Source organism: Lentibacillus salinarum (assembly GCF_042679865.1).
GTDB lineage: Bacteria > Bacillota > Bacilli > Bacillales > Amphibacillaceae > Lentibacillus > Lentibacillus salinarum.
In genome coordinates, this window is record NZ_JBHTNH010000025.1 from 18,128 (window position 1) to 37,439 (window position 19,312).

The window sequence follows — 19,312 nt, forward strand, 5'->3', positions numbered from 1 at the left end:
ATTCAAACCTCCAGTTAACAATGGACTAGAACTATTTAGCTGTCTCAAGAATCAAGTTTTGAAAATTATTAACATATTTTTCCATTTTAAATTTCTCTTCTATTTTCTTTCTTGCATCAATTCCCATTACACGCAACCTTGTTTTATCACTAAGCATATGATCGAGTGCTTCCGCAAGGCTGCCAACATCACCTGGTGGAACCAGAATACCATTTGTCTCATGATCAACAATTTCGCCAGTCCCTGCCACGTCAGTAGAAATTACTGGACAACTACAGGCTAGTGACTCAAGGACAGTCCGTGGCAAACCTTCACTGTAAGAGGGAAGAACTACTAGGTCCAATTGTTTCATAATATTTAGTATGTCTTTTCTCCAACCTAAAAAATAAAAATAATCATCTAAATTGTTATTCTTGATTATTTGTTTAATTTCTTCTAAATACTCTTTTTCTGAAGGGCTTAATGTATCTCCTACTATCAAGAATTTAGTATTTTCCAACACATCGCTATTATCTTTACTTAACTTAACTATTGAATTTATCAAATCTTTTTGACCTTTCCTAGGTTGTATCGATGCAATCGTACCCACTAACCTAACATCAGATTCCATATTAAGTTCGTCTCTTAATAAATCGTCTGATTTAACACTATCTACATGAGCAAGATCAATACCAGTATAAACTGTACTAAATTTGTTTTTTGAACCAAAAATATATTTATCATTGAATATATTTTTTATACTGTCAGCAATAACTACAATATGATTAGCTATATTCGCCCCTATGTGATTGAATATGCCAAGGTTTTTATCTATCCTTACATACCATAAAACAGGAATACCTGAGAGTTTTGCTGCTAAACCACAAGTAAGAATCGAACGAATATCATTACAGTAAACTAAATCAATATTTTTGCTCCTAAAATATGAAATACACTTTTTTATATACTTAATAAAGCCCATAAGTGTACGAAATTTAGAAATAACGCCGCCATTTCTAATCTGTCCCCCGGTTTTATCCAGTTCTTGTGGATACTCGACAGTTTCAACTTTGATGGATTTTTCTTCTAACTTCTCAGTGAATAGTCCTCTCCCCGGACTAAGAGCAATCGTATCTATTTCATCTTGATCCGCATTGATTAAAAAATTATATAGAGACTGTTGTGCTCCATAAAATATATTATATCCTGATTCACAAAATACTACCTTTTTATTCATTATTAATGCTTCCCCTTGCCTTATATTTGTTATCTGAAATGTTTGAAACATAGATATTCACTAAATACAAACCTCTTTTACCTTCAAAAACCGAATCCACACAAATTTTATCGCCTAGTCTATTCCACCTCGGATGAAGATCACATCTAACATCATTATCATACTTAAAGGGAGCAAACACTTTCGCTACAATATTAATTTGATTCCGATTTATATAGTACACTCTGGATATCCTATATCTATCAGGGTAAGTATCCGTTACGACCATACTTCCATCGGGGGAATAACTTGGATGACCGTCCGATGTTAGTTCAAGAAACTTCTTTTCATATTGTGGTGTTTTATCTTTCATTAAATAATAACCATTGCCTTCAGACTTCTTGTGAGCAAATGCCAGTATTTCATGCTCATTTTTCCAACAACAATGTGATGTCATATTGTCATCATTCAAATTATACATATCTGTACCGTCACTATTTATAGTTACAAGTCGAGTATATTTGTTTGTTCCGTTAATCCATCTGTGGAGGACCATAAAACGGTTACCAGACGGATTCAGCATAATATGATTAACCTTATGTTCTGCACCCAACATTTCCTCTCTTTGCTGAAAGTTTACAAAGTCTGTATACTTTAAAATAGGTGTTATATCACCAGTTTCCAAATTGACATGCCAGATACAAGGTCTATCGGGGCATTTCTCATCTTTATATAAATCCGGTAAGTTAGAATATCCATAGCCCGGCCTCAACCGATGTAACCTTGAAAAATCAAGTGTAAGAGCAAACTTACCGTCATTTCCTACACTGTATACCGCCATTGAAATTACTCTTTCCTGATTTGTGTTGATATTTAAGATTACCGAACAGAGTTCACCATCTCGAAAATCATTATAAATAATTTTTTCTTTATAATCAGGACCTAACCACTGCAGCATACAGCCTTGCTGCACATTCCAGGTATGAGTTTTCCCCAAAACTTTATAGGAGTTGTTATCTTGAGTATCAAAAAGAATAATTTCAGCTGGTTCATTTGGGGCTACTGATGAATAAGTGTCTTTTGCCCTTAAACATAACATATATCTATCTGTTGCATCCCAAGGTGATTTATCGTAATAGCCAAAAAAGTATTCCATTCCATCGTCTGGAGATATTTTTGAAATGTTGCCTTCCGATTTTATTTTAGGAGAGATTGTATACATCCCTAGTTGATACAACCTTTTAGTAACTTTTTTAACAGCTGGCATCCTGCTTAAAAAAGCATTTATTTTATTTTCAATTCCCATATGATCATCAACTCTCTTGATTATTAGGGGTTTTCCTTAAGAATGTATTTGATAACCAATTAAAAAACCATAAAGGGGAGATATAAACCACTAATTGACTGACTGATACTATCAATAAATCAATTAAACTTGAGTACCCTTTTTTCCAGAAGGTATGCATTAACTTGATGTTACTTTTGCATTTAACCCAACTTTTCCTTCTCTCGGAATTATTTTGATTGGCACGAAATAAGACTAATGCTTTATCAACATTTTCTGCAATAAATCCGCTATTCAACATACGGACAAATAAATCGAAGTCTTGGTTTCGTCTATAATCTCCATAACCACCACAACGTAAAACAGCAGACTTTTTATACATAACTGTAGGGTGATTAAATGGGTTTCTTCTTCTTGAAAACTTTAATATATCTTGATGAGTTATAGGTACGACTCGGGAAGATAAAATATTTTCCGGGTCGTCATAAAATTCATCAATAAATGATCCAACAATACTTAAATTGTCGTTTTTAACAAATTTATTAATTTGCAGTTCACATCTATCACGGACAGAAATATCGTCAGTGTCCATTCTTGCAACTAACTCATTTTTACAGTTTTCCAATCCATAATTAAGTGCCTTTCCTAAGCCAACATTATGTTGCAAGGGAACGACAGTAAATAAGTTAGGATAAGACGTTTGATACCTATTAATTACTTCATCTAGTTCCTCAGTAAGCTCCCCGTCTTTCACAATTACAATCTCATTAGGAGGCAACGTTTGATTAATCATACTCTCAATACTTGTAATAAAGTATTCAGGGGTTTCCTTTTGATAAACAGACATAAGTACACTATAGTTTTTATTTGTCATAAAATCCCTGCTCCGTCCTAAAAAATCCTCAAACTTTCAGCTCGCCTTTGCCGATTTTATCAAAAAGATAGGCATATAGTTCGTCTTTAATATCTTCATTTTCCAAAGCCAAATCAATTGTTGTTTTCACAAAACCTAATTTTTCCCCAACGTCATACCGTTTGCCTTCAAAATCGTAGGCAAAAACTTTCTGCAGTTTATTCAAATGCTCGATGGCATCTGTCAGTTGGATTTCTCCCCCAGCACCTATTTCATGTCGATCCAGATAGGAGAATATCTCCGGTGTAAACACATATCGTCCCATAATTGCCAGATTTGATGGCGCTGTTCCTTTTTCCGGTTTCTCAACAAAGCCATTTACCTGATAGCGGCGTCCTTCAATCGTACTTGGGTCAACAATGCCATAACGATGTGTCTCATCATGAGGTACTTGCTGCACGCCGACAACGGAACTTTGCGTCTCTTCATATTGCTGGATAAGCTGTCTTAACCCGGGTGTTTCGGATTGAACGATGTCATCACCTAATAATACAGCAAACGGTTCATCACCGATGAACTTGCGGGCACACCAAACAGCATGACCAAGCCCCTTTGGGTCCTTTTGACGAATATAGTGAAGGTCGACGTTTGATGCATAATTAACTTTCTCAAGCATCTCAAATTTTTCTTTTTTCATAAGATTGTCTTCAAGTTCAAAGTTGTGGTCGAAATGATCTTCAATTGCACGCTTTCCTTTGCCTGTCACAATAATAATATCTTCAATCCCAGATTCAATCGCTTCTTCTACTATATATTGAATGGTGGGTTTGTCAACAATCGGCAGCATTTCTTTCGGCATCGCTTTGGTAGCTGGCAAGAATCTCGTTCCTAGGCCAGCCGCTGGAATAATCGCCTTTTTAACAGTCTTCATTAAAATAACCTCCAAATAAAATACTTGAATAGCTTAGTATTAACTCATTTCAATTTAATGAGCAGTTGCTACACGTTTTCGTGACTCCCACTTCCAAGCATCCTTACACATATCATTAAGATCCTTTTCTGATTTCCAACATAATTGCTTATGCGCTTTAGTCGGATCAGCATAGCAAGTAGCTGTATCACCCGGTCTCCGTTCCACAATTTCATAAGGAATCGTAACACCTGAAGCTTTTTCGAATGATTGTACCACTTCCAGTACACTATAGCCTCGTCCAGTGCCTAAATTAAAACTCTCTACACCGTCACAAAAATGTATGTGTTCCAAAGCCTTTAAATGACCCTTGGCAAGGTCAACAACGTGAATATAATCTCTTACACCCGTTCCATCTCCTGTCGGATAGTCCCCGCCGAATACATTCAATGAATCGAGTTCGCCAACCGCAACTTTTGTAATATAAGGCATTAAGTTATTTGGTATTCCATTCGGATTTTCTCCAATCAATCCACTTGGGTGTGCCCCAACCGGATTAAAGTACCGTAAGTTAGCAATCTTCCATTTATCATTCGCGCGAGATAGATCTGTTAATATTTCTTCTATCATCAATTTCGTACGTCCATATGGGTTTAATGCATTGGTGGAACAGTCTTCTGTCAGTGGCAGCTTTTCAGGAATTCCGTAGACTGTAGCAGAGGAACTGAAGATTAAGTTTTGCACCCCATATTGATCCATAACCTCACACAAATTCAGTGTGCTCAACAGGTTGTTTTGATAATATTTCAAAGGCTTTTCAACTGATTCACCAACCGCTTTAAAGCCGGCAAAGTGAATGACAGCATCAATGCTGTGGTTTTCGAAGACGACTTCAAGTGCTTCTTTATCCAACAAGTCAATCGTAAAAAAGGTCACACTTTTTCCTGTGATTTTTTCAATTCTATTAATCACATCTTCTGAACTGTTGTTCATATCCACAACAATAACATCATAGCCTTGCTCCAACAGCTCTACAGTTGTATGACTTCCTATATAGCCAGCTCCACCTGTTACTAAAATACTCATAATTATCACCTTCATTCAGGGTTGCATTATGTTTACTATATTCCATAAATGGTTATAGTCTATCGAGCACCATCACTTGTAAACACAACTTTAATCGTCTTTAGCACAATCTTTAAATCCAGAGGAAAACTTTTATTATCTATGTAATATAAATCAAGTTTCAGTTTTTCCTTGGGTGTAATTTCATAACCACCGTTAATTTGTGCCCACCCCGTTAAACCGGGCTTTACGGATAGGCGATTTGTAAATCCGGGGATTTGTTCGTTGAATTCCGCCGTGAACATTGGCCTTTCAGGTCTCGGGCCTATTAAGCTCATGTCACCTTTTAAGATATTAAATAGCTGCGGAAGTTCATCAATTCTAGTTTTTCTTATGAATTTGCCCACTCTTGTTACCCGGGGGTCATTCTGAGACGCCCATTTAGCACCGTTTTTTTCCGCATCAATACCCATTGATCGTAGTTTGATAACACTAAAGTACTTTCCATTCAGGCCGACACGTTCCTGCAAAAAAAACATTGGACCAGGTGTCTCCAGTTTGATAATAATTCCAAAAACAACGATAAATATGAGCGCACACGGCAGGCATATGACGGAGAAAATAATGTCAAAGATCCTTTTAAAAGCAGCGTAATAATCGGCTTGCTTTTCACTCGCTTTTTTCACTTCTGCTGTTGAAGCATACTCTTCATAAAAATTATTTGGATTTGTGTCAGTCTGCATGCAGATCCCCCTTCCAACTACATTATTACTATTAAAATAGCAAGTATTATTAGATTATTAACGAATAGTCTCCACAGTCCTGCTGTTGGATGGGTTTTTATTTTCCTGGACAGTTAATCCCATTTTTATATTCTGAGATGACTCTTATCTCTGTTAAAACAATTATACGACATTTTAAATCATACTAAAGTCACAGTCACATTTTTAGTGATAACATAAGAAAAAAGTCATGGATTCCTAATTTCTGTAAGTTTTCTGTAAATAATCAATCGCCTGTTCACGGTTGTGAATGCCGAGCTTTTGATAAATTTCGCTGATGTAATTCTTGATGGTACCCGGCCCGAGATGGATCTTGTCGGCGATTTGTCTGTTCGTATAGTGATCCATAAGGAGCCGGGCGATTTCCTGTTCCCGTCCGGTCAAATGGATGCCGCGATTTTCCAGACGTTTGCCGAGGATGCCTTTTCTGTCCATCGTCAGTTCGCGTATCTTTCTGGCCAGAATCGACGCCACCTCACCTGAGATAACCGTTTGCCCGCGATAGGCGTCGCGGATTGTCTGATACAGGGTGTCCGGGTACAGCTCTTTGATGAGAAAGCCGTCCGCTCCGACACTAATGCCCCGGATGGCGAGTTCTTCATCGATATCGGTGGTCAGCATGATGACTTTTACCCCGGGATAGGTCTCCTTGATGCGGGCGGTTGCTGTAATGCCATCCAGTTCGGGCATGTGAATGTCCATCAGCACGATATCCGGCTGTCGTTCGCTGACGCGTTTCAGTGCCTCTTCACCATTTGTGGCAATGCCGACGATTGTCATATCATCCTGTGTGTCCAGCAGTGCCTTGATACCCTCGACGAATAACCGTTGATCCTCCACCAGCAGAAGTTTCATCAACGCGCAAAACCCCTTTGCTATTTGTCCCGGATGTAACGGACTCTAATCCCCCAAAATACGGGGGATAATTGTCCGTAAATCCCCGATTCTGCTTAACTAACCATCAGTGGGATGAGAAAGGGACCCCACTGATGGAAGTTTCGCTTTATCCATACCTCCAGTATACAGTATGGCCTATACAGAGATATGTACACCCCGGGACTGAACAAGAAAAAACCGGATACAGTGACAATCTACATCCGGCACATCTGCTTAAAACAACCCAAGGAACTTTTTCTTTTTGATTGGCTGGGGTTCATCTTTATTGACGTTCATGCCGTCAATCAACAGCTGTGCATTTTCCATGAATAAGTAAGTCATCTCGTGGCCGTGCTGTTCGCTCAGTTCCTGGTAGGCTTCATCCATCGCAAATCCTCGAGTCGTGGTGTTATGCGCGTCAGATGCGAGAAAATGAGTCAGATTGGCCTCAATCAGCTGGTGTGAGAACTTCTGGATGTTTTTGCCGAACTTTCCGGCCAAGCTTGCGGCCGTCACTTGGGTGAGCGCTCCTTTTTGCACGAATTCATGCAGTATGGACGGATGCTGGATGATGGCCGAATTCCGTTCGGGATGCACAATCACCGGTATGTGACCGGCCACTTGAATATCAAACAGCATTTGCTTGGCATAGCGTGGCACGTGATTGGACGCAAACTCGACAAACAGATATTTCGTATCATTGAGCGATGCCAGTTCATCCGCTTCAATGTCGCGGGTCATATCCCCATTAATCCGCGTTTCCTGTCCGGGTAAGATCGTTACAGGTATGTCCGCTTCTTTTAAATGCTCATTTAAATCATGGGTATATTGGATGATGTCTGTTTTCATATTTTCATATTTTCCATTCCGGTGATGCGGTGTGGCGACAATCGTGTGAATACCTTGCTGTGCGGCGTCCTCGGCCATCGCTAGACTATCGGTAATCGTTTTGGCACCGTCATCAATGCCGGGCAGAATATGACAATGAATATCTATCAATTGCATCACGTCCTGTCCATTTTAGCATGAGATGGTTGTATTATAACAAATTTCGAGGGCTTTTTACAGGCTAATTAAAAAAACTTGCGAAAGCGCGATTTACTGATGCGCTCTGGAATATCTTTGGCAATCGGCTTATCAAGCAGCAGCCACTCGCTGTTTTCCTGTAATTGCTCTGATGTTGCCGGGTCCAGCACTTCGTATGCTTCGGTTAACCGAACTGTTTTCGCTGTATGGGCATTCGTCGCCATCAGGTGCACCATGTTCGCATTGAGCATTTGCTGGGTTCGTTTTTTCACTTTTTTCCCGTTGACGCCGATGACACTGGCGGCATCAACCTGGACTAAAGCCCCGTTTTTCACCAGGTCGTATAAGATATCGGGATTGTTCGTGATGATCGCGTTCTTTTCCGGATGGGCGATGACAGGAATATAGCCGGCCATCTGCAAATCAAACACAATCCGGGTTGTCTCGGCCGGAAAATGGTTCGCCGGCAATTCGATCAGCACGTATTTGGTTGCTTGATTGAGCGGCAATAGGCGGCCCTGCTCCAGGTCGTGGACGATATCCTGATACAGATGAATCTCCTGACCTGGCACGATATCCAATGGAATGCCGAGTTGTTGGATTTGGGCATTGACAAAATCCGCCGCCCCGAGAATGTCCTGCCGCTCGTTGATATATTTGCCATTGTTATGATGCGGCGTCGCGATTATTGTATCGATCCCCTGTTCCGCAGCCGCTTTGGCCATCGCGACGGTTTCTTTTAACAGTTTAGGCCCGTCATCTAGTCCCGGCAATATATGGCAATGCATATCAATCATGTACACCACTCCCTGCTACGATATACCCTATTCTAGAATGTTCGGATATATGTAGGACGATCAGACTATTTCCGAAATATAACAAAACTCCTCACAATCCAGCAAGGAGTCTTGTTGTCGCGCTTTACGTGCCGTAGTAGTAATAATAGTTGACTTTCTTTTTCTCGACATCGTTCAGCACGGTTCCGAGAAATTTAGCGGTTGACGACTGCAGGATATCGACTGATTTTTCGGCTGCGTCGTATTCCGTCTGTTTACTGCGGACGATGAGCAATGAGCCGTCACACATATTGGCGAGGATTTGCCCATCGGTAACAGCCATGACCGGTGGTGTATCAAACAAAATGACGTCATACGACATTTTCGCTTCTTTGATGAGCTGTTCCATTTTTCGTGAGCCAAGCAGTTCGGACGGATTGGGTGGAATTGGGCCACACGAGATGATATCAAGATTTTCGACATCTGTGAACGTGACCGCTTCCTGCAGGGTTGTATCACCGACCAGGATATTGCTTAGCCCGTTCAGATTGTCGAGCCTGAATGTGTAATGAACAGTCGGCTTGCGCATGTCCGCATCAACGAGCAGCACTTTTTTGCCTTGCTGGGCATAGACGACGGCAAGGTTGGCGGCACTGGATGACTTTCCTTCAGACGGCCCGGATGATGTGACCACGATGGTTTTCAGTTCATGATCTGCCGAAGAAAACTGCAGATTGGTGCGGACCGTTCGAAATTGTTCGGCGACAGGTGATCTGGGATTCAGTTTCGTGACTAGCTGCCGGATTTTACTGTTTTTAGATTGATTTTTTTTGCGTCTGCGCGCCACTGTGAACACCCCGTTTCATTCTGTTGACTGCCGGCTGAATGTCACCCGAACGAACATCCGAATCGTCAATATGACTGATCACGCCCAGAACAGGTACACCCAATTTTTCTTCAATATCGGATTCCGTTCTGATGGTGTTATCCAGATATTCAAGCAGAAATGCCAGACCAACACCGATCATGCCGCCAAGCACCATGGCAATCGCGATATTTAGCATCGGTTGCGGACTGACCGGTGATGGCTCGGGTTTCAGTTCCGCTTCAGACAGAATGCTGACGTTATCGACGTTCATAATGTCCGGAATTTCGGACTGAAAGGTTGTGACGGTCGTGTTGGCAATATCCCGCGCCTGATTCGGATCAGGGTCGGTTGCGGTCACGGTAACGACCTGGGAATTCTCGGCACTTTCCACGCTGATTTTGTCCGACAGCTGGGACGTGCTAAGGTTCAGGTTGAGTTCTTCAGCTACCTGTTCCAGAATCGCCGGGCTTTTAATAATGACATTATAGGTGTTAATGAGTTCCACGTTTGTCTGGACATCCAAATCATTCGTTGGCACTTCTGTTTCCTGCTGGCTCTGGTTGACTAAGAATTGTGAACTTGACTCATATTGTGGTGTTAATAGAAAAAATGTAATGATTGCGCTGACTAATGCTGTTCCCACAATGAATGAGATAATGAGCAGAATGCGTTTTTTCAGAACCTCAAATATCTCTTTGAGGGATATCGTCTCTTCCATTCCAGTACCTCCAATGAAGCTATTTTGCTAGTTGTTTGGTTGCTTGTTTTGTTTGACATTTTCGACACTACAATCGGCATTATAACATAGATTAGGAATTTGTGAGGATTTTTTTGTGGGAAATTTTTTGTGGGGGGTGTGGTGCTGGGGCGAGGTGGGGAGCGTCGTGGTGTGGTGGTGCTGTATATGTTGGGGCTGATCTGGCTTTGTGCTATGCGGCGGCTGGGTGTGGGGGGCAGGAAGCGACCGGGGGGCGGCGCTTGTGTGCGGACGGTGTTCTGGCAGGAAGCGAGCGGGTGGGTGCGGTGGCGCTGTACGGGGGCAGGAGTGCCTCGATTATGGTGGGTGCGGCGGCTGGGGGTGGTGCGGCTGGCTTGGGTTGTGCTGTGTATGTTGGGGACTCCGGCTTTGTGCGGTGGAGCGTGCCGGCTGGGCGTGGTGCTCGGGCGGGGTAGGGAGCGTCGTGGTGTGGTGCGGCCGGGAGTGCAGCGGCGGTAGCGAGCGAGTGCGGGGCGCGCGATTGGGCGGGGGCGTATGTTTGGCTGTGGCAGCCGTATGCGGTGCGTTTTTGGTTGGGATGCAGGGTGCTCGGCCGATGGTTGCGGTGTTCTGGCCCGTAGTTGCTGCGCTCCATGTTACAGCTGCACCATACAAAGAAACGAAGCCCTCCCGAAAGCACACTATATTACAAATAGATTACAAATCGACTAACTCTATTAATTTCGACATTTTACATGGTATAATGGTAGAAATTTCATCACGAAAGCGAGGGAGTTATCATTGGCCAATAAAAAGATTTTCATGTCGGTAACGGCGAGTGCTGTGATTGCTGCGGCGATTTATGGTGCGGAGGATGCTGAAGCCGCATCATACAAGGTTGAGAGCGGTGATTCATTATGGAAGGTCGCACAGCAGTATGATACGAGCGTCGCGCAGTTACGATCGTTGAATGACCTATCGGGCGATCTTATTTTTCCGAATCAAGTATTGGAAACACCAGGTTCAAGCAGCTCATCCGATTCGGGCGGTTCGGATAATTCCAGTAGCTCGGGATCAAGTAGCTCGGATGGGCAGGCTACATACACCGTTAAGAGCGGCGATACATTGAGCGGTATCGCGGCCAGACATAATGTTTCCGTGTCAGATTTGATGGACTGGAATAATTTGGATTCAACACTCATCCATCCGGGGAATGCGTTTGTTGTCTCGAAGGATGGTGCGAGTAGCTCTAGTGGATCGAGCAGTTCCGGTAGCTCCAGCTCGGGAAGTTCCAGTTCGGGAAGTTCCAATTCAGGAAGCGACAGCTCGGATGTTGGATCATCTCAAGTCTATACTGTCAAATCCGGTGATACGCTATCAGGCGTCGCCAGCCAGCAGAACGTATCCGTCCGTCAGCTGAAAAATTGGAACAACTTATCATCTGATTTGATTTTAATCGGGCAAAAGCTGAATATTGGCTCGACGTCATCGTCCGATTCAGGATCATCAAGTTCGGATTCGAGCTCGAGCAACAGCTCCGGCAATAGCGATGCGGATTATAATGTTGATAAATTGATCAGCACGGCCAAAAGCCTGCAGGGTACGCCTTACGTGTGGGGCGGCTCCACACCAAGCGGTTTCGACTGCAGCGGCTTCATTCAACATACGTTCAACAAAGCCGGAAAGGATATTAGCCGTCTTTCCAGCGCGGGCTACTACAACCGCTCCCAATATGTAAACAACCCGCAAGTCGGCGACCTCGTCTTCTTTGAAAATACGTACGAAGGTGCCAACGGTATTTCGCATATGGGGATTTATCTTGGCGGCGGCGACTTCATCCATGCCGGCTCGAGCGGCGTGACCATATCGAATGTGAACAGCTCATACTGGCAAAAATATTTTGATGGCTATAAGCGGTTTTATTAATATTTCGAAGGTAGCTCCCGGCTCGTGCCGGGAGCTTTTTGTATAGATAGATGGACGATTTTCGGCCGGGGCCGAAAATCAGCATTCTAGGGGGGGTGTGCTCGTTTAGTTGGTGCGGCGGTTCTGGCTCGTGTGGGGGTGCTCTTGCTCGAGTTGGTGTTGCTCTCGCTCGAGTTGAGGCGCTTCTCGCTCGAGTTGGGGCTGCTCCCGCTCGAGTTGGCGCTGCTCGCTCGAGTTGGCGCTGCTCTCGCTCGAGTTGGCGCTGCTCTCGCTCGAGTTGGCGATGCTCTCGCTCGAGTTGGCGCTGCTCTCGCTTGAGTTGGCGCTGCGCTCGCTCGAGTTGCGGCTGCTCTCGCTCGAGTTGGCGCTGCTCCCGCTCGAGTTGAGGCGCTTCCTGCTCGAGTTGGGGCTGCGCTCGCTCGAGTTGATGAATCGCTCGTCCAATTCAAATCATTTTATTGGCGATTTTTGGTGTGAACCAAAAATCCTCTATTGCAAAAAACAGTAAGGAAGGTTTTCGACTGCCGTCGAAAACCACTCAAATGTAAATCATTCTTTTCGCCAGCATCGATGCTGCTTATCATATAGCAGTCCGCTTGTTTTAAGTATTCTTGTGGTCGTTCCTCTAGTGATTTTGCCGAGAAACCACGCACAGTCCTTATTCGTGATTGAATCTTTCACCAGCAGAAGATAATCCGCTATAGCTTTCATATGTGCATTTTTCGAAAAACACTTACATTTCTTGCAACCCCACCCATTATAGACTCTTTCCATCCCCCGCAGCCCGCAATTAGGACAAATCACACCCGGCAAAATATCCGTTGGCCGCACGCCATATCGCTTGAACATATCAATATCAAACTCGCCGCACTCGCGCAATATCATTTTACCAATTTGGTAGTCTTGCAGCTTTTTTGCGCCTTTCCTGCCCGCCTCATGATCTTTATCCGTGATCATTTGCGGGACAGCAGCACCGTGCATGACAACTTTTGCTATTTCCTCCTCATCCCCATCCACTTTTACGATGGTTGACGGATCAGCAATCGCGACATAAGCCTTCACTGGGATATGTTCCAAGTTGTGCCGGGCGAGCCAGTTCTGCAGATGGAATTTTTGATTTTCAACTTGGGTGGGCGGGTATTCGAAGCCTGCTTCAATCTTGCCGTCGTCCCGGGTTAGCTGTTTAAGGGTCGTGTTGAACGTAATCGTGCCTTTGTAATTTTTCGAGTCAATAATGAAAATAGAATGATTGGCAATTAATCCAGTGTCAATTTGGAAGTTTTTACTGTTATCTTGGAGGTAAACATCACGGAGAATCGTGTACATCGAGGCGAGATTATCGAGAAAGTAATCAACCTTTCGTTCGCCGGAATAGCCTTGCTGCTGCTTTTTGGCATCCTCTTTCATCTTGGGAAGACTTCGAAACTGAGGTGGCAATCGCGGAATCGCTGCATCAAGCTTTTGTAGCGGAAGGGGTTTTACGCGGTTTTGTAGTATCATTGTTTAGCTCCTTTATTTAATTTTGGGGGTTGATATTAATATAGCATATTATTGGGAGAGAATATATATTTTTTTAAGAAAATTATCTATTTAGTTATGCTGTACTGTTGCACGAGTTGGCGCCACTCCCGCTCGAGTTACGGCCACTCCCGCTCGAGTTACGGCTGCTCCCGCTCGAGTTGCGGCGCCTCCCGCTCGAGTTGCGACTGCTCCCGCTCGAGTTGAGGCGTCTCTCGCTCGAGTTACGGCTGCTCTCGCTCGAGTTGGGGCTGCTCCCGCTCGAGTTACGGCTGTTCTCGCTCGAGTTGGCGCTGTTCTCGCTCGAGTTGCGGCGCTTCTCGCTCGAGTTGAGGCTGCTCCCGCTCGAGTTGCGACTGCTCCCACTCGAGTTGACCGCGCCTCCCGCTCGAGTTGCGGCGCTTCTCGCTCGAGTTACGGCCGCTCCCGCTCGAGTTGTTATTGTTCCGCTTGTGTTAAATCAAACAGCTTTTCCAACAAATCCTCTCTAAGTTCTTTTTCTGGTGGAGCCAATCCAAACAATTCACAAAACCACAACCCATCAATGGTAAGTCTAATAATCGTCGCTAAAGCTGGATCCAACCCATCTTCTTCAATTTTTTTTTGCCAACTCTGGTAGTAATTTTGTATAGGTTTTAGTAGCTCTGGATCTGTAGCGGTTGCTGCCAAAAGGCCTGAAGTCAGCTGCTGTGGATTATTAAGCGATACTTCAGCATAGCTTCTTAAGAAATGCCCAGTGCCAGTATCTTTGGTATTGAGGTTTTCCATTTCTTCCGAATAACGTTCCAACACCGCGTTAATCCCGCCTTGAATTAACGCATTCTTATTTGGAAAGTGATGAAGCAGTCCCCCTTTACTTATACCTGCTTCCTTTGCGATATTTTCTAATGTTAGATGCGTTACGCCTTTCGAGTTGATAATACGTTGTGCTGCCTCAAATAGCTCCATTTTTTTATCCAAGTGCCCATACCTCCTTCACGACATGCTTGTAAAACGTTGCGAATTTAATCCTATCATAACATTAACCGTCTATTCGGTTTGTTGTCAATGCAAAGTATATAAATTTATAGAAAGGTTAACTATTATTCCAAAATATTCATACAAGGTACTTATATCGCTTCAAATCCCTATCATACCAACGTGCTCAGAGGGATGGGGGCTTTGCTTTACCCATTGGGTGAAAAAAAAGAAAAGAAACCAACCTATGATAAAGTGTCAATGCACTCAAGGAAGGATCTTTTCATCGCAATTGGTCCTACAAACCGTCAAACTTATTCGGAGACCACAACAAAACGAGGGCTACGCAGCATCTCCGGTTTTGTCGTCCCCATTTTTTTAAATACCAGGGGCACCTATCCAAGTTGAAAAGGCGATAGATGCCCTGGCCCAAACCCTTGACTATTATTTTACACCGATACCGTCATCAATGTTTTGCACCGATGCCGCCATCAATGCGATACTGGCTACCGCTGATAAAACTGCTATCATCGGTAGCAAGAAAGAGGACAAGATTGGATATATCATGTGTTTCCCCATAGCGTCCCAACGGTATTTCATTCATGAGGGCTTCCTTTGCCTTCGAGTCATCTTCAGGGTTTACGCCCGATTCTATGGAGCGCATCATTCGTGTATTCACAGAGGTGGGATGAATCGAGTTTACACGAACATTGTCATGCGCCACTTCTAAAGCGGCTGTTTTCGTGAGTCCTACAACGGCATGTTTTGATGCTGCATAAGGGCCGATCCCAGGATCTCCCGACAATCCAGCATCAGAGGATGTGTTGATAATGCTACCACTTCTTTGCTTACTCATGACAGGAAGTACATGTTTCAGTCCCAGAAAAACCCCATGTACATTCACTTTAAATACTTTATCAAAATCGTCTATTTCCTGATCAACAATAGGAGCAACCTTTCCTTCAATACCCGCATTGTTAAAAAAGATGTCAATGCGCCCAAATTTCTCAATTGTCTCATTGATATAGTTTTTTACTTCATCCTCATTAGAAACATCAGCTTTAATCGCGATGACTTCCCCATAATGTTTAAGATTTGATTTTGCCTTATCAAGTGAATCTCTATTCATATCTACAAGAACAACCTTGGCCCCTTCTTTCAAAAAATTCTCGCCTGTTTTTTGGCCAATTGCCCCTGCTCCTCCTGTAACAATGGCTACCTTTCCTTCCAATTTTCCCATGTTTGTTTCTCCTTCCATTACTTAAATTTGTTTACTTACTGTCGAGGGTTGAATAAATGGCATGTAATCATTGATGACCCTTCATTTCGTCAATCGTGTCTTGATTATTATCAATCCACGTCTGTGCAACATCTTCAGGATTTTTTCCTTCGTCAATTTTGACGAGCATATCTTCCATATCATCAATTGGTAAACGCCAATTGCTTAAAAATTCATATGCCTCAGGTGCCTTCTCTTTCAATTCCTTATTAGCAACAACGCTAACGGTAGCGCTCGGAAAAAGCTCTGGAGCTTTATTATTTGTTAATAATTTTATATCGAGTAGATTAAACATCGTATGCGGACGCCATCCAAACAGCGCAACTGGTTCTTTCTCGTCTATTTTCTCTTTAGCTGCAGCTAACATTGCCGCCTCTGAGGAATTCGTCATTTCCATATCTAAATCATATTCATCAATGGCCTTTGGAATATCTTGCACTGCTGGATCACTTTCTACTATTGCCAATACTTCATTATTTACGGTGTCTTCCTTACCTTTTAAATCCCCGACATCATTAACATCCTCCATATATTTAGGAACCGCTATTCCCCAATCTGCATCTTCATAACTTGTAGATACAATCTCTACCGAATCGGAATATTCTTCTAGATATTGTTTGTGTTGTGGTTCCCAGTAATCCATAAAGATGTTAACATCATCAGCTGACAAGCCCGTAAAGACAACCCCAAGTTCGCCTTGTTTTTCTTCTACTTTATAGCCCATCTCCTCCAAAACCTTTTTAGCTATTTCTGTTGGTGGAACAGTGCTTGTCCATGGTGTTTTGCCAAACGTTAATGTTGGTTTTTCCTCGTTGTTATTACCTGTATCATTTGATGCACCACTGCTATTGCCAGCACCTTCTGATTCACCACTTGATGTGCAACCGTACATAACGATTGATAATAAGATGGTTAGCAAAATAACAAGTGTCTTCTTCATGTTAAATCTCTCCTATAAATCGGATATCTTTTGCTATGACTTGCCACATGCATACCTCCTCGATCAAATTGACGCTAGCATAACATAAGTTAGAAAAGTTCCATAAGTGAGGATTTTCGAGCATTTTCGGGATATATCCAGATATTCTAAAAGAAATACCGACATAATGTTATACAGAAATATTTTTACAAACTAAACAGATAATACAGAGTGTACAAACATTTTGTACAAAATTTAATTTACGATATAGTTAAAAAGGTGACTTTTGCTCGATGGATTCCTTAATTATGGGATGCCATAAGTAAAGTAAATGATTTTCCGGGGGTGCTGAATATGAAAAGTCAAGAAACGATGTAGGGGAAAAAGAGTCATCTTGAATCCGATTCGACTTATATTTCGATTTCCAAGAAGATTTCGGGTCCTTCTCACGGATTCAGGGTGTTATTTATGAGCGCGGAATCTGGGTTACTTTTTGAGGGTAACGTTATTCATGATCACTTTTTAGAATATTATATTTAAGAGGATGTGACATACTTGAATATTGAACACAAAGTGCTCTGGCCAGTTCTAGTCATTTTATTGTTCGTATTAGTGCCTATTGGGCTAAATCCTTCGATTGCGGCAAATATTGTAGGCACCATATTAGGTTTCATCACTGGCAATTTTGGATGGATTTTCGTCATGTTTCCATTCATGATACTTATCTTTTTTGCGTGGCTTGTTTTTGGCAAAATTTGGTCAAATCAAATTAGGAGACCCTGACGATAAGCCGGAATTTTCAAATTTCAGTTGGTTCGCTATGATTTTTACGACGGGAATAGGCGGGGAAATTATGTATCAATCGGTTATCGAACCGATCACTTTTTTTAATGACCCCCCCTTTGGCGTAGAATCAGGAACATTAAGTGCAGCGGAGTGGGCTATCCCCCATAATTTTTTTTACTGGGGAATACTCGCATGGGCTATTTATGCGCTTCCCAGTATACCCATGGCATATGCTTTATATGTTAAAAAAATACCTCATTTGAGACTTAGTGCTGCTTGTAGACCTCTATTAGGTAAACATTCCGACGGTTTACTGGGTAAAATCGTCGATATTGCCATGATGTTTGGTTTGATCGGGGTAGTGGGAACAAGCATAGGCTTAGTAGCTCCCATGGTAGCACGTTTTTTGGGTGAAATGTTTAATATCCCTGTTACTTTTGGGTTATTGGTCATTGTGATCGCTCTTTGGGTGATTTTATTTGGTGTAAGTGTGTATTTGGGTCTTGAAAAGGGACTTAAAAGATTGTCAAATTTTAATATCATTATCGTTGCAGCAATAACTGCCTTCGTGTTCCTTGTGGGCCCAACAGTCTTTATGCTGGATAATACCATACAATCCATAGGTGTCATGTTTAATGATTTCTTTAAAATGAGTTTAAATCTGGGAGCCACTAATAATGAAAGTTTCGCCCAAGATTGGACTGTTTTTTATTGGGCATGGTGGATTGGTTATGCGTCATTAATAGGTTTGTTTACTGCCAGGATTTCCAAGGGGCGTACGATAAGACAAATGATCATTACCCAATGCTTAATAGGTCCAGTGGGTTGTTGGGTATTTTTAGGTGTTTTTGGAAATTACGCATTGAACCTTGAATTATCCAATTTGGTTCCAGTTAATTCAATAATGGTTAATAGTGGACAAACGGAAGGTATAATGGCAGTTATCAATACGTTACCTTTTAGTGCGATTCTAATACCACTATTCGTAATAGCCTATCTCGTATTCTCAGCAACAACGTTTGATACCGCTTCGTTGATTTTATCATCTGTTGCTAGTAAGAAACTGGATAGAACTGGTCAACCGCCTCGTATCCATAGATTATTTTGGGCGTTAATTCTTGGATCAGTCGGTATCATTGTATTGGCTATAGGTGGGTTGGAGGCAATTCAATTGTCTTCAGTTATTGTAGGTGTCCCTATGATTTTGGTTTTTGCTTTGATGACCATTTCGTTTATTAAATCTGTCAAAGAAGATTTTAGGCAGAAAGATACAGGATCAACTTTAATAAGATATCCCGTACATCCTATATCGGAAACTAATCAAGATCAGGTATCTGAGCAACGAGAAGACGTTTTTGCCGGAAAGGAAAGCAACATAGGGAAGTAAAAAGTTTATTTATTAATCACCGATATGTGCGTTATCACACGTATGACGGCTTGAACGGTCTTCCTCTGGATCCCCTGATAACTCTGAATAAAATAATAGGTTCAGTATTAAATGATCATTAAGAACAATTCTGCTTCAAAGGATTTTGCAATCAAAAGAATCAGGCTTTAACAACATGAAAGACAATTTTGAATAAAACCTTATTTC

The 19,312-nt window shown here is 42.4% G+C and carries 21 protein-coding genes; 6 read left to right on the forward strand and 15 right to left on the reverse strand.

The genetic code is table 11. The features are described from left to right. Positions 1–31: 31 nt before the first annotated feature. The 11 genes from ACFQ4A_RS11630 to ACFQ4A_RS11680 all read right to left on the reverse strand — a co-directional run bounded on the left by ACFQ4A_RS11630 (position 32) and on the right by ACFQ4A_RS11680 (position 10,354). Complete coding sequence (locus ACFQ4A_RS11630; protein WP_382400768.1) at positions 32–1,216, reverse strand: glycosyltransferase family 4 protein; 1,185 nt, start codon at positions 1,214–1,216, stop codon at positions 32–34. Continuing rightward, positions 1,209–2,501 (reverse strand): hypothetical protein, encoded by a 1,293-nt coding sequence (locus tag ACFQ4A_RS11635; RefSeq protein WP_382400770.1) that lies wholly within the window; start codon positions 2,499–2,501, stop codon positions 1,209–1,211. The genes ACFQ4A_RS11630 and ACFQ4A_RS11635 overlap by 8 nt, the downstream gene beginning before the upstream one ends. 7 nt (positions 2,502–2,508) lie before the next feature. After that, entirely contained in the window at positions 2,509–3,354 is an 846-nt protein-coding gene (locus ACFQ4A_RS11640; RefSeq protein WP_382400772.1) for a glycosyltransferase, read from the reverse strand. A 28-nt stretch (positions 3,355–3,382) separates the two neighbouring features. Further along, positions 3,383–4,264 carry a UTP--glucose-1-phosphate uridylyltransferase GalU gene (gene galU / locus ACFQ4A_RS11645; protein ID WP_382400774.1) on the reverse strand — a complete coding sequence of 294 codons (882 nt, stop codon included), beginning with the start codon at positions 4,262–4,264 and terminating at the stop codon, positions 3,383–3,385. A gap of 54 nt (positions 4,265–4,318) precedes the next feature. Then, positions 4,319–5,329 carry a UDP-glucose 4-epimerase GalE gene (galE, locus tag ACFQ4A_RS11650; RefSeq protein WP_382400776.1) on the reverse strand — a complete coding sequence of 337 codons (1,011 nt, stop codon included), beginning with the start codon at positions 5,327–5,329 and terminating at the stop codon, positions 4,319–4,321. Between the two features lie 59 nt (positions 5,330–5,388). Next, on the reverse strand, positions 5,389–6,051 hold the full coding sequence (locus tag ACFQ4A_RS11655) for a sugar transferase (protein WP_382400778.1): 663 nt from the start codon (positions 6,049–6,051) through the stop codon (positions 5,389–5,391). A 237-nt stretch (positions 6,052–6,288) separates the two neighbouring features. Next, the gene (locus ACFQ4A_RS11660) at positions 6,289–6,945 is read right to left on the reverse strand and encodes a response regulator transcription factor (RefSeq protein WP_382400889.1); all 657 of its coding nucleotides are present in this window, start codon (positions 6,943–6,945) and stop codon (positions 6,289–6,291) included. A gap of 255 nt (positions 6,946–7,200) precedes the next feature. Then, positions 7,201–7,965 (reverse strand): tyrosine-protein phosphatase, encoded by a 765-nt coding sequence (locus tag ACFQ4A_RS11665; RefSeq protein ID WP_382400780.1) that lies wholly within the window; start codon positions 7,963–7,965, stop codon positions 7,201–7,203. Between the two features lie 74 nt (positions 7,966–8,039). Continuing rightward, positions 8,040–8,789: a tyrosine-protein phosphatase gene (locus tag ACFQ4A_RS11670; protein ID WP_382400782.1), complete on the reverse strand. Its 750-nt coding sequence runs from the start codon at positions 8,787–8,789 to the stop codon at positions 8,040–8,042. Positions 8,790–8,913: 124 nt separating this feature from the next. Continuing rightward, entirely contained in the window at positions 8,914–9,615 is a 702-nt protein-coding gene (locus ACFQ4A_RS11675) for a CpsD/CapB family tyrosine-protein kinase (RefSeq protein WP_382400784.1), read from the reverse strand. Beyond that, a complete protein-coding gene (locus tag ACFQ4A_RS11680; protein WP_382400786.1) occupies positions 9,584–10,354 on the reverse strand; it encodes a YveK family protein in 771 nt (256 codons plus the stop codon). The genes ACFQ4A_RS11675 and ACFQ4A_RS11680 overlap by 32 nt, the downstream gene beginning before the upstream one ends. A gap of 101 nt (positions 10,355–10,455) precedes the next feature. On the opposite strand from ACFQ4A_RS11680, the gene ACFQ4A_RS11685 reads away from it, so the two are divergent. The 4 genes from ACFQ4A_RS11685 (at position 10,456) to ACFQ4A_RS11700 (ending at position 12,767) form a co-directional block, all read left to right on the forward strand. Beyond that, positions 10,456–10,809: a hypothetical protein gene (locus ACFQ4A_RS11685; protein ID WP_382400788.1), complete on the forward strand. Its 354-nt coding sequence runs from the start codon at positions 10,456–10,458 to the stop codon at positions 10,807–10,809. Between the two features lie 325 nt (positions 10,810–11,134). Continuing rightward, positions 11,135–12,259, forward strand: a complete 1,125-nt coding sequence (locus ACFQ4A_RS11690) for a C40 family peptidase (protein ID WP_382400790.1) — start codon at positions 11,135–11,137, stop codon at positions 12,257–12,259. A gap of 144 nt (positions 12,260–12,403) precedes the next feature. After that, the gene (locus ACFQ4A_RS11695; RefSeq protein ID WP_382400792.1) at positions 12,404–12,577 is read left to right on the forward strand and encodes a hypothetical protein; all 174 of its coding nucleotides are present in this window, start codon (positions 12,404–12,406) and stop codon (positions 12,575–12,577) included. After that, positions 12,495–12,767, forward strand: a complete 273-nt coding sequence (locus tag ACFQ4A_RS11700; RefSeq protein ID WP_382400794.1) for a hypothetical protein — start codon at positions 12,495–12,497, stop codon at positions 12,765–12,767. Before ACFQ4A_RS11695 ends, ACFQ4A_RS11700 begins: the two co-directional genes overlap by 83 nt. A 41-nt stretch (positions 12,768–12,808) precedes the next feature. Here ACFQ4A_RS11700 and ACFQ4A_RS11705 read toward each other — a convergent pair whose 3' ends face one another. Further along, positions 12,809–13,759 carry a nuclease-related domain-containing protein gene (locus ACFQ4A_RS11705; protein ID WP_382400796.1) on the reverse strand — a complete coding sequence of 317 codons (951 nt, stop codon included), beginning with the start codon at positions 13,757–13,759 and terminating at the stop codon, positions 12,809–12,811. A gap of 107 nt (positions 13,760–13,866) precedes the next feature. Here ACFQ4A_RS11705 and ACFQ4A_RS11710 point away from each other — a divergent pair, with 107 nt between their 5' ends. Continuing rightward, a complete protein-coding gene (locus ACFQ4A_RS11710) occupies positions 13,867–14,268 on the forward strand; it encodes a hypothetical protein (protein ID WP_382400798.1) in 402 nt (133 codons plus the stop codon). Here ACFQ4A_RS11710 and ACFQ4A_RS11715 read toward each other — a convergent pair. The 3 genes from ACFQ4A_RS11715 to ACFQ4A_RS11725 form a co-directional block, all read right to left on the reverse strand. Then, the gene (locus ACFQ4A_RS11715) at positions 14,216–14,737 is read right to left on the reverse strand and encodes a TetR/AcrR family transcriptional regulator (RefSeq protein ID WP_382400800.1); all 522 of its coding nucleotides are present in this window, start codon (positions 14,735–14,737) and stop codon (positions 14,216–14,218) included. The genes ACFQ4A_RS11710 and ACFQ4A_RS11715 overlap by 53 nt on opposite strands. Before the next feature lie 463 nt (positions 14,738–15,200). Beyond that, entirely contained in the window at positions 15,201–15,974 is a 774-nt protein-coding gene (locus ACFQ4A_RS11720; protein WP_382400802.1) for an SDR family NAD(P)-dependent oxidoreductase, read from the reverse strand. A 67-nt stretch (positions 15,975–16,041) separates the two neighbouring features. Further along, positions 16,042–16,953 carry a glycine betaine ABC transporter substrate-binding protein gene (locus ACFQ4A_RS11725; protein WP_382400804.1) on the reverse strand — a complete coding sequence of 304 codons (912 nt, stop codon included), beginning with the start codon at positions 16,951–16,953 and terminating at the stop codon, positions 16,042–16,044. Between the two features lie 709 nt (positions 16,954–17,662). Here ACFQ4A_RS11725 and ACFQ4A_RS11730 point away from each other — a divergent pair. Next, the gene (locus ACFQ4A_RS11730; protein WP_382400806.1) at positions 17,663–19,105 is read left to right on the forward strand and encodes a BCCT family transporter; all 1,443 of its coding nucleotides are present in this window, start codon (positions 17,663–17,665) and stop codon (positions 19,103–19,105) included. Positions 19,106–19,312 lie beyond the last annotated feature (207 nt).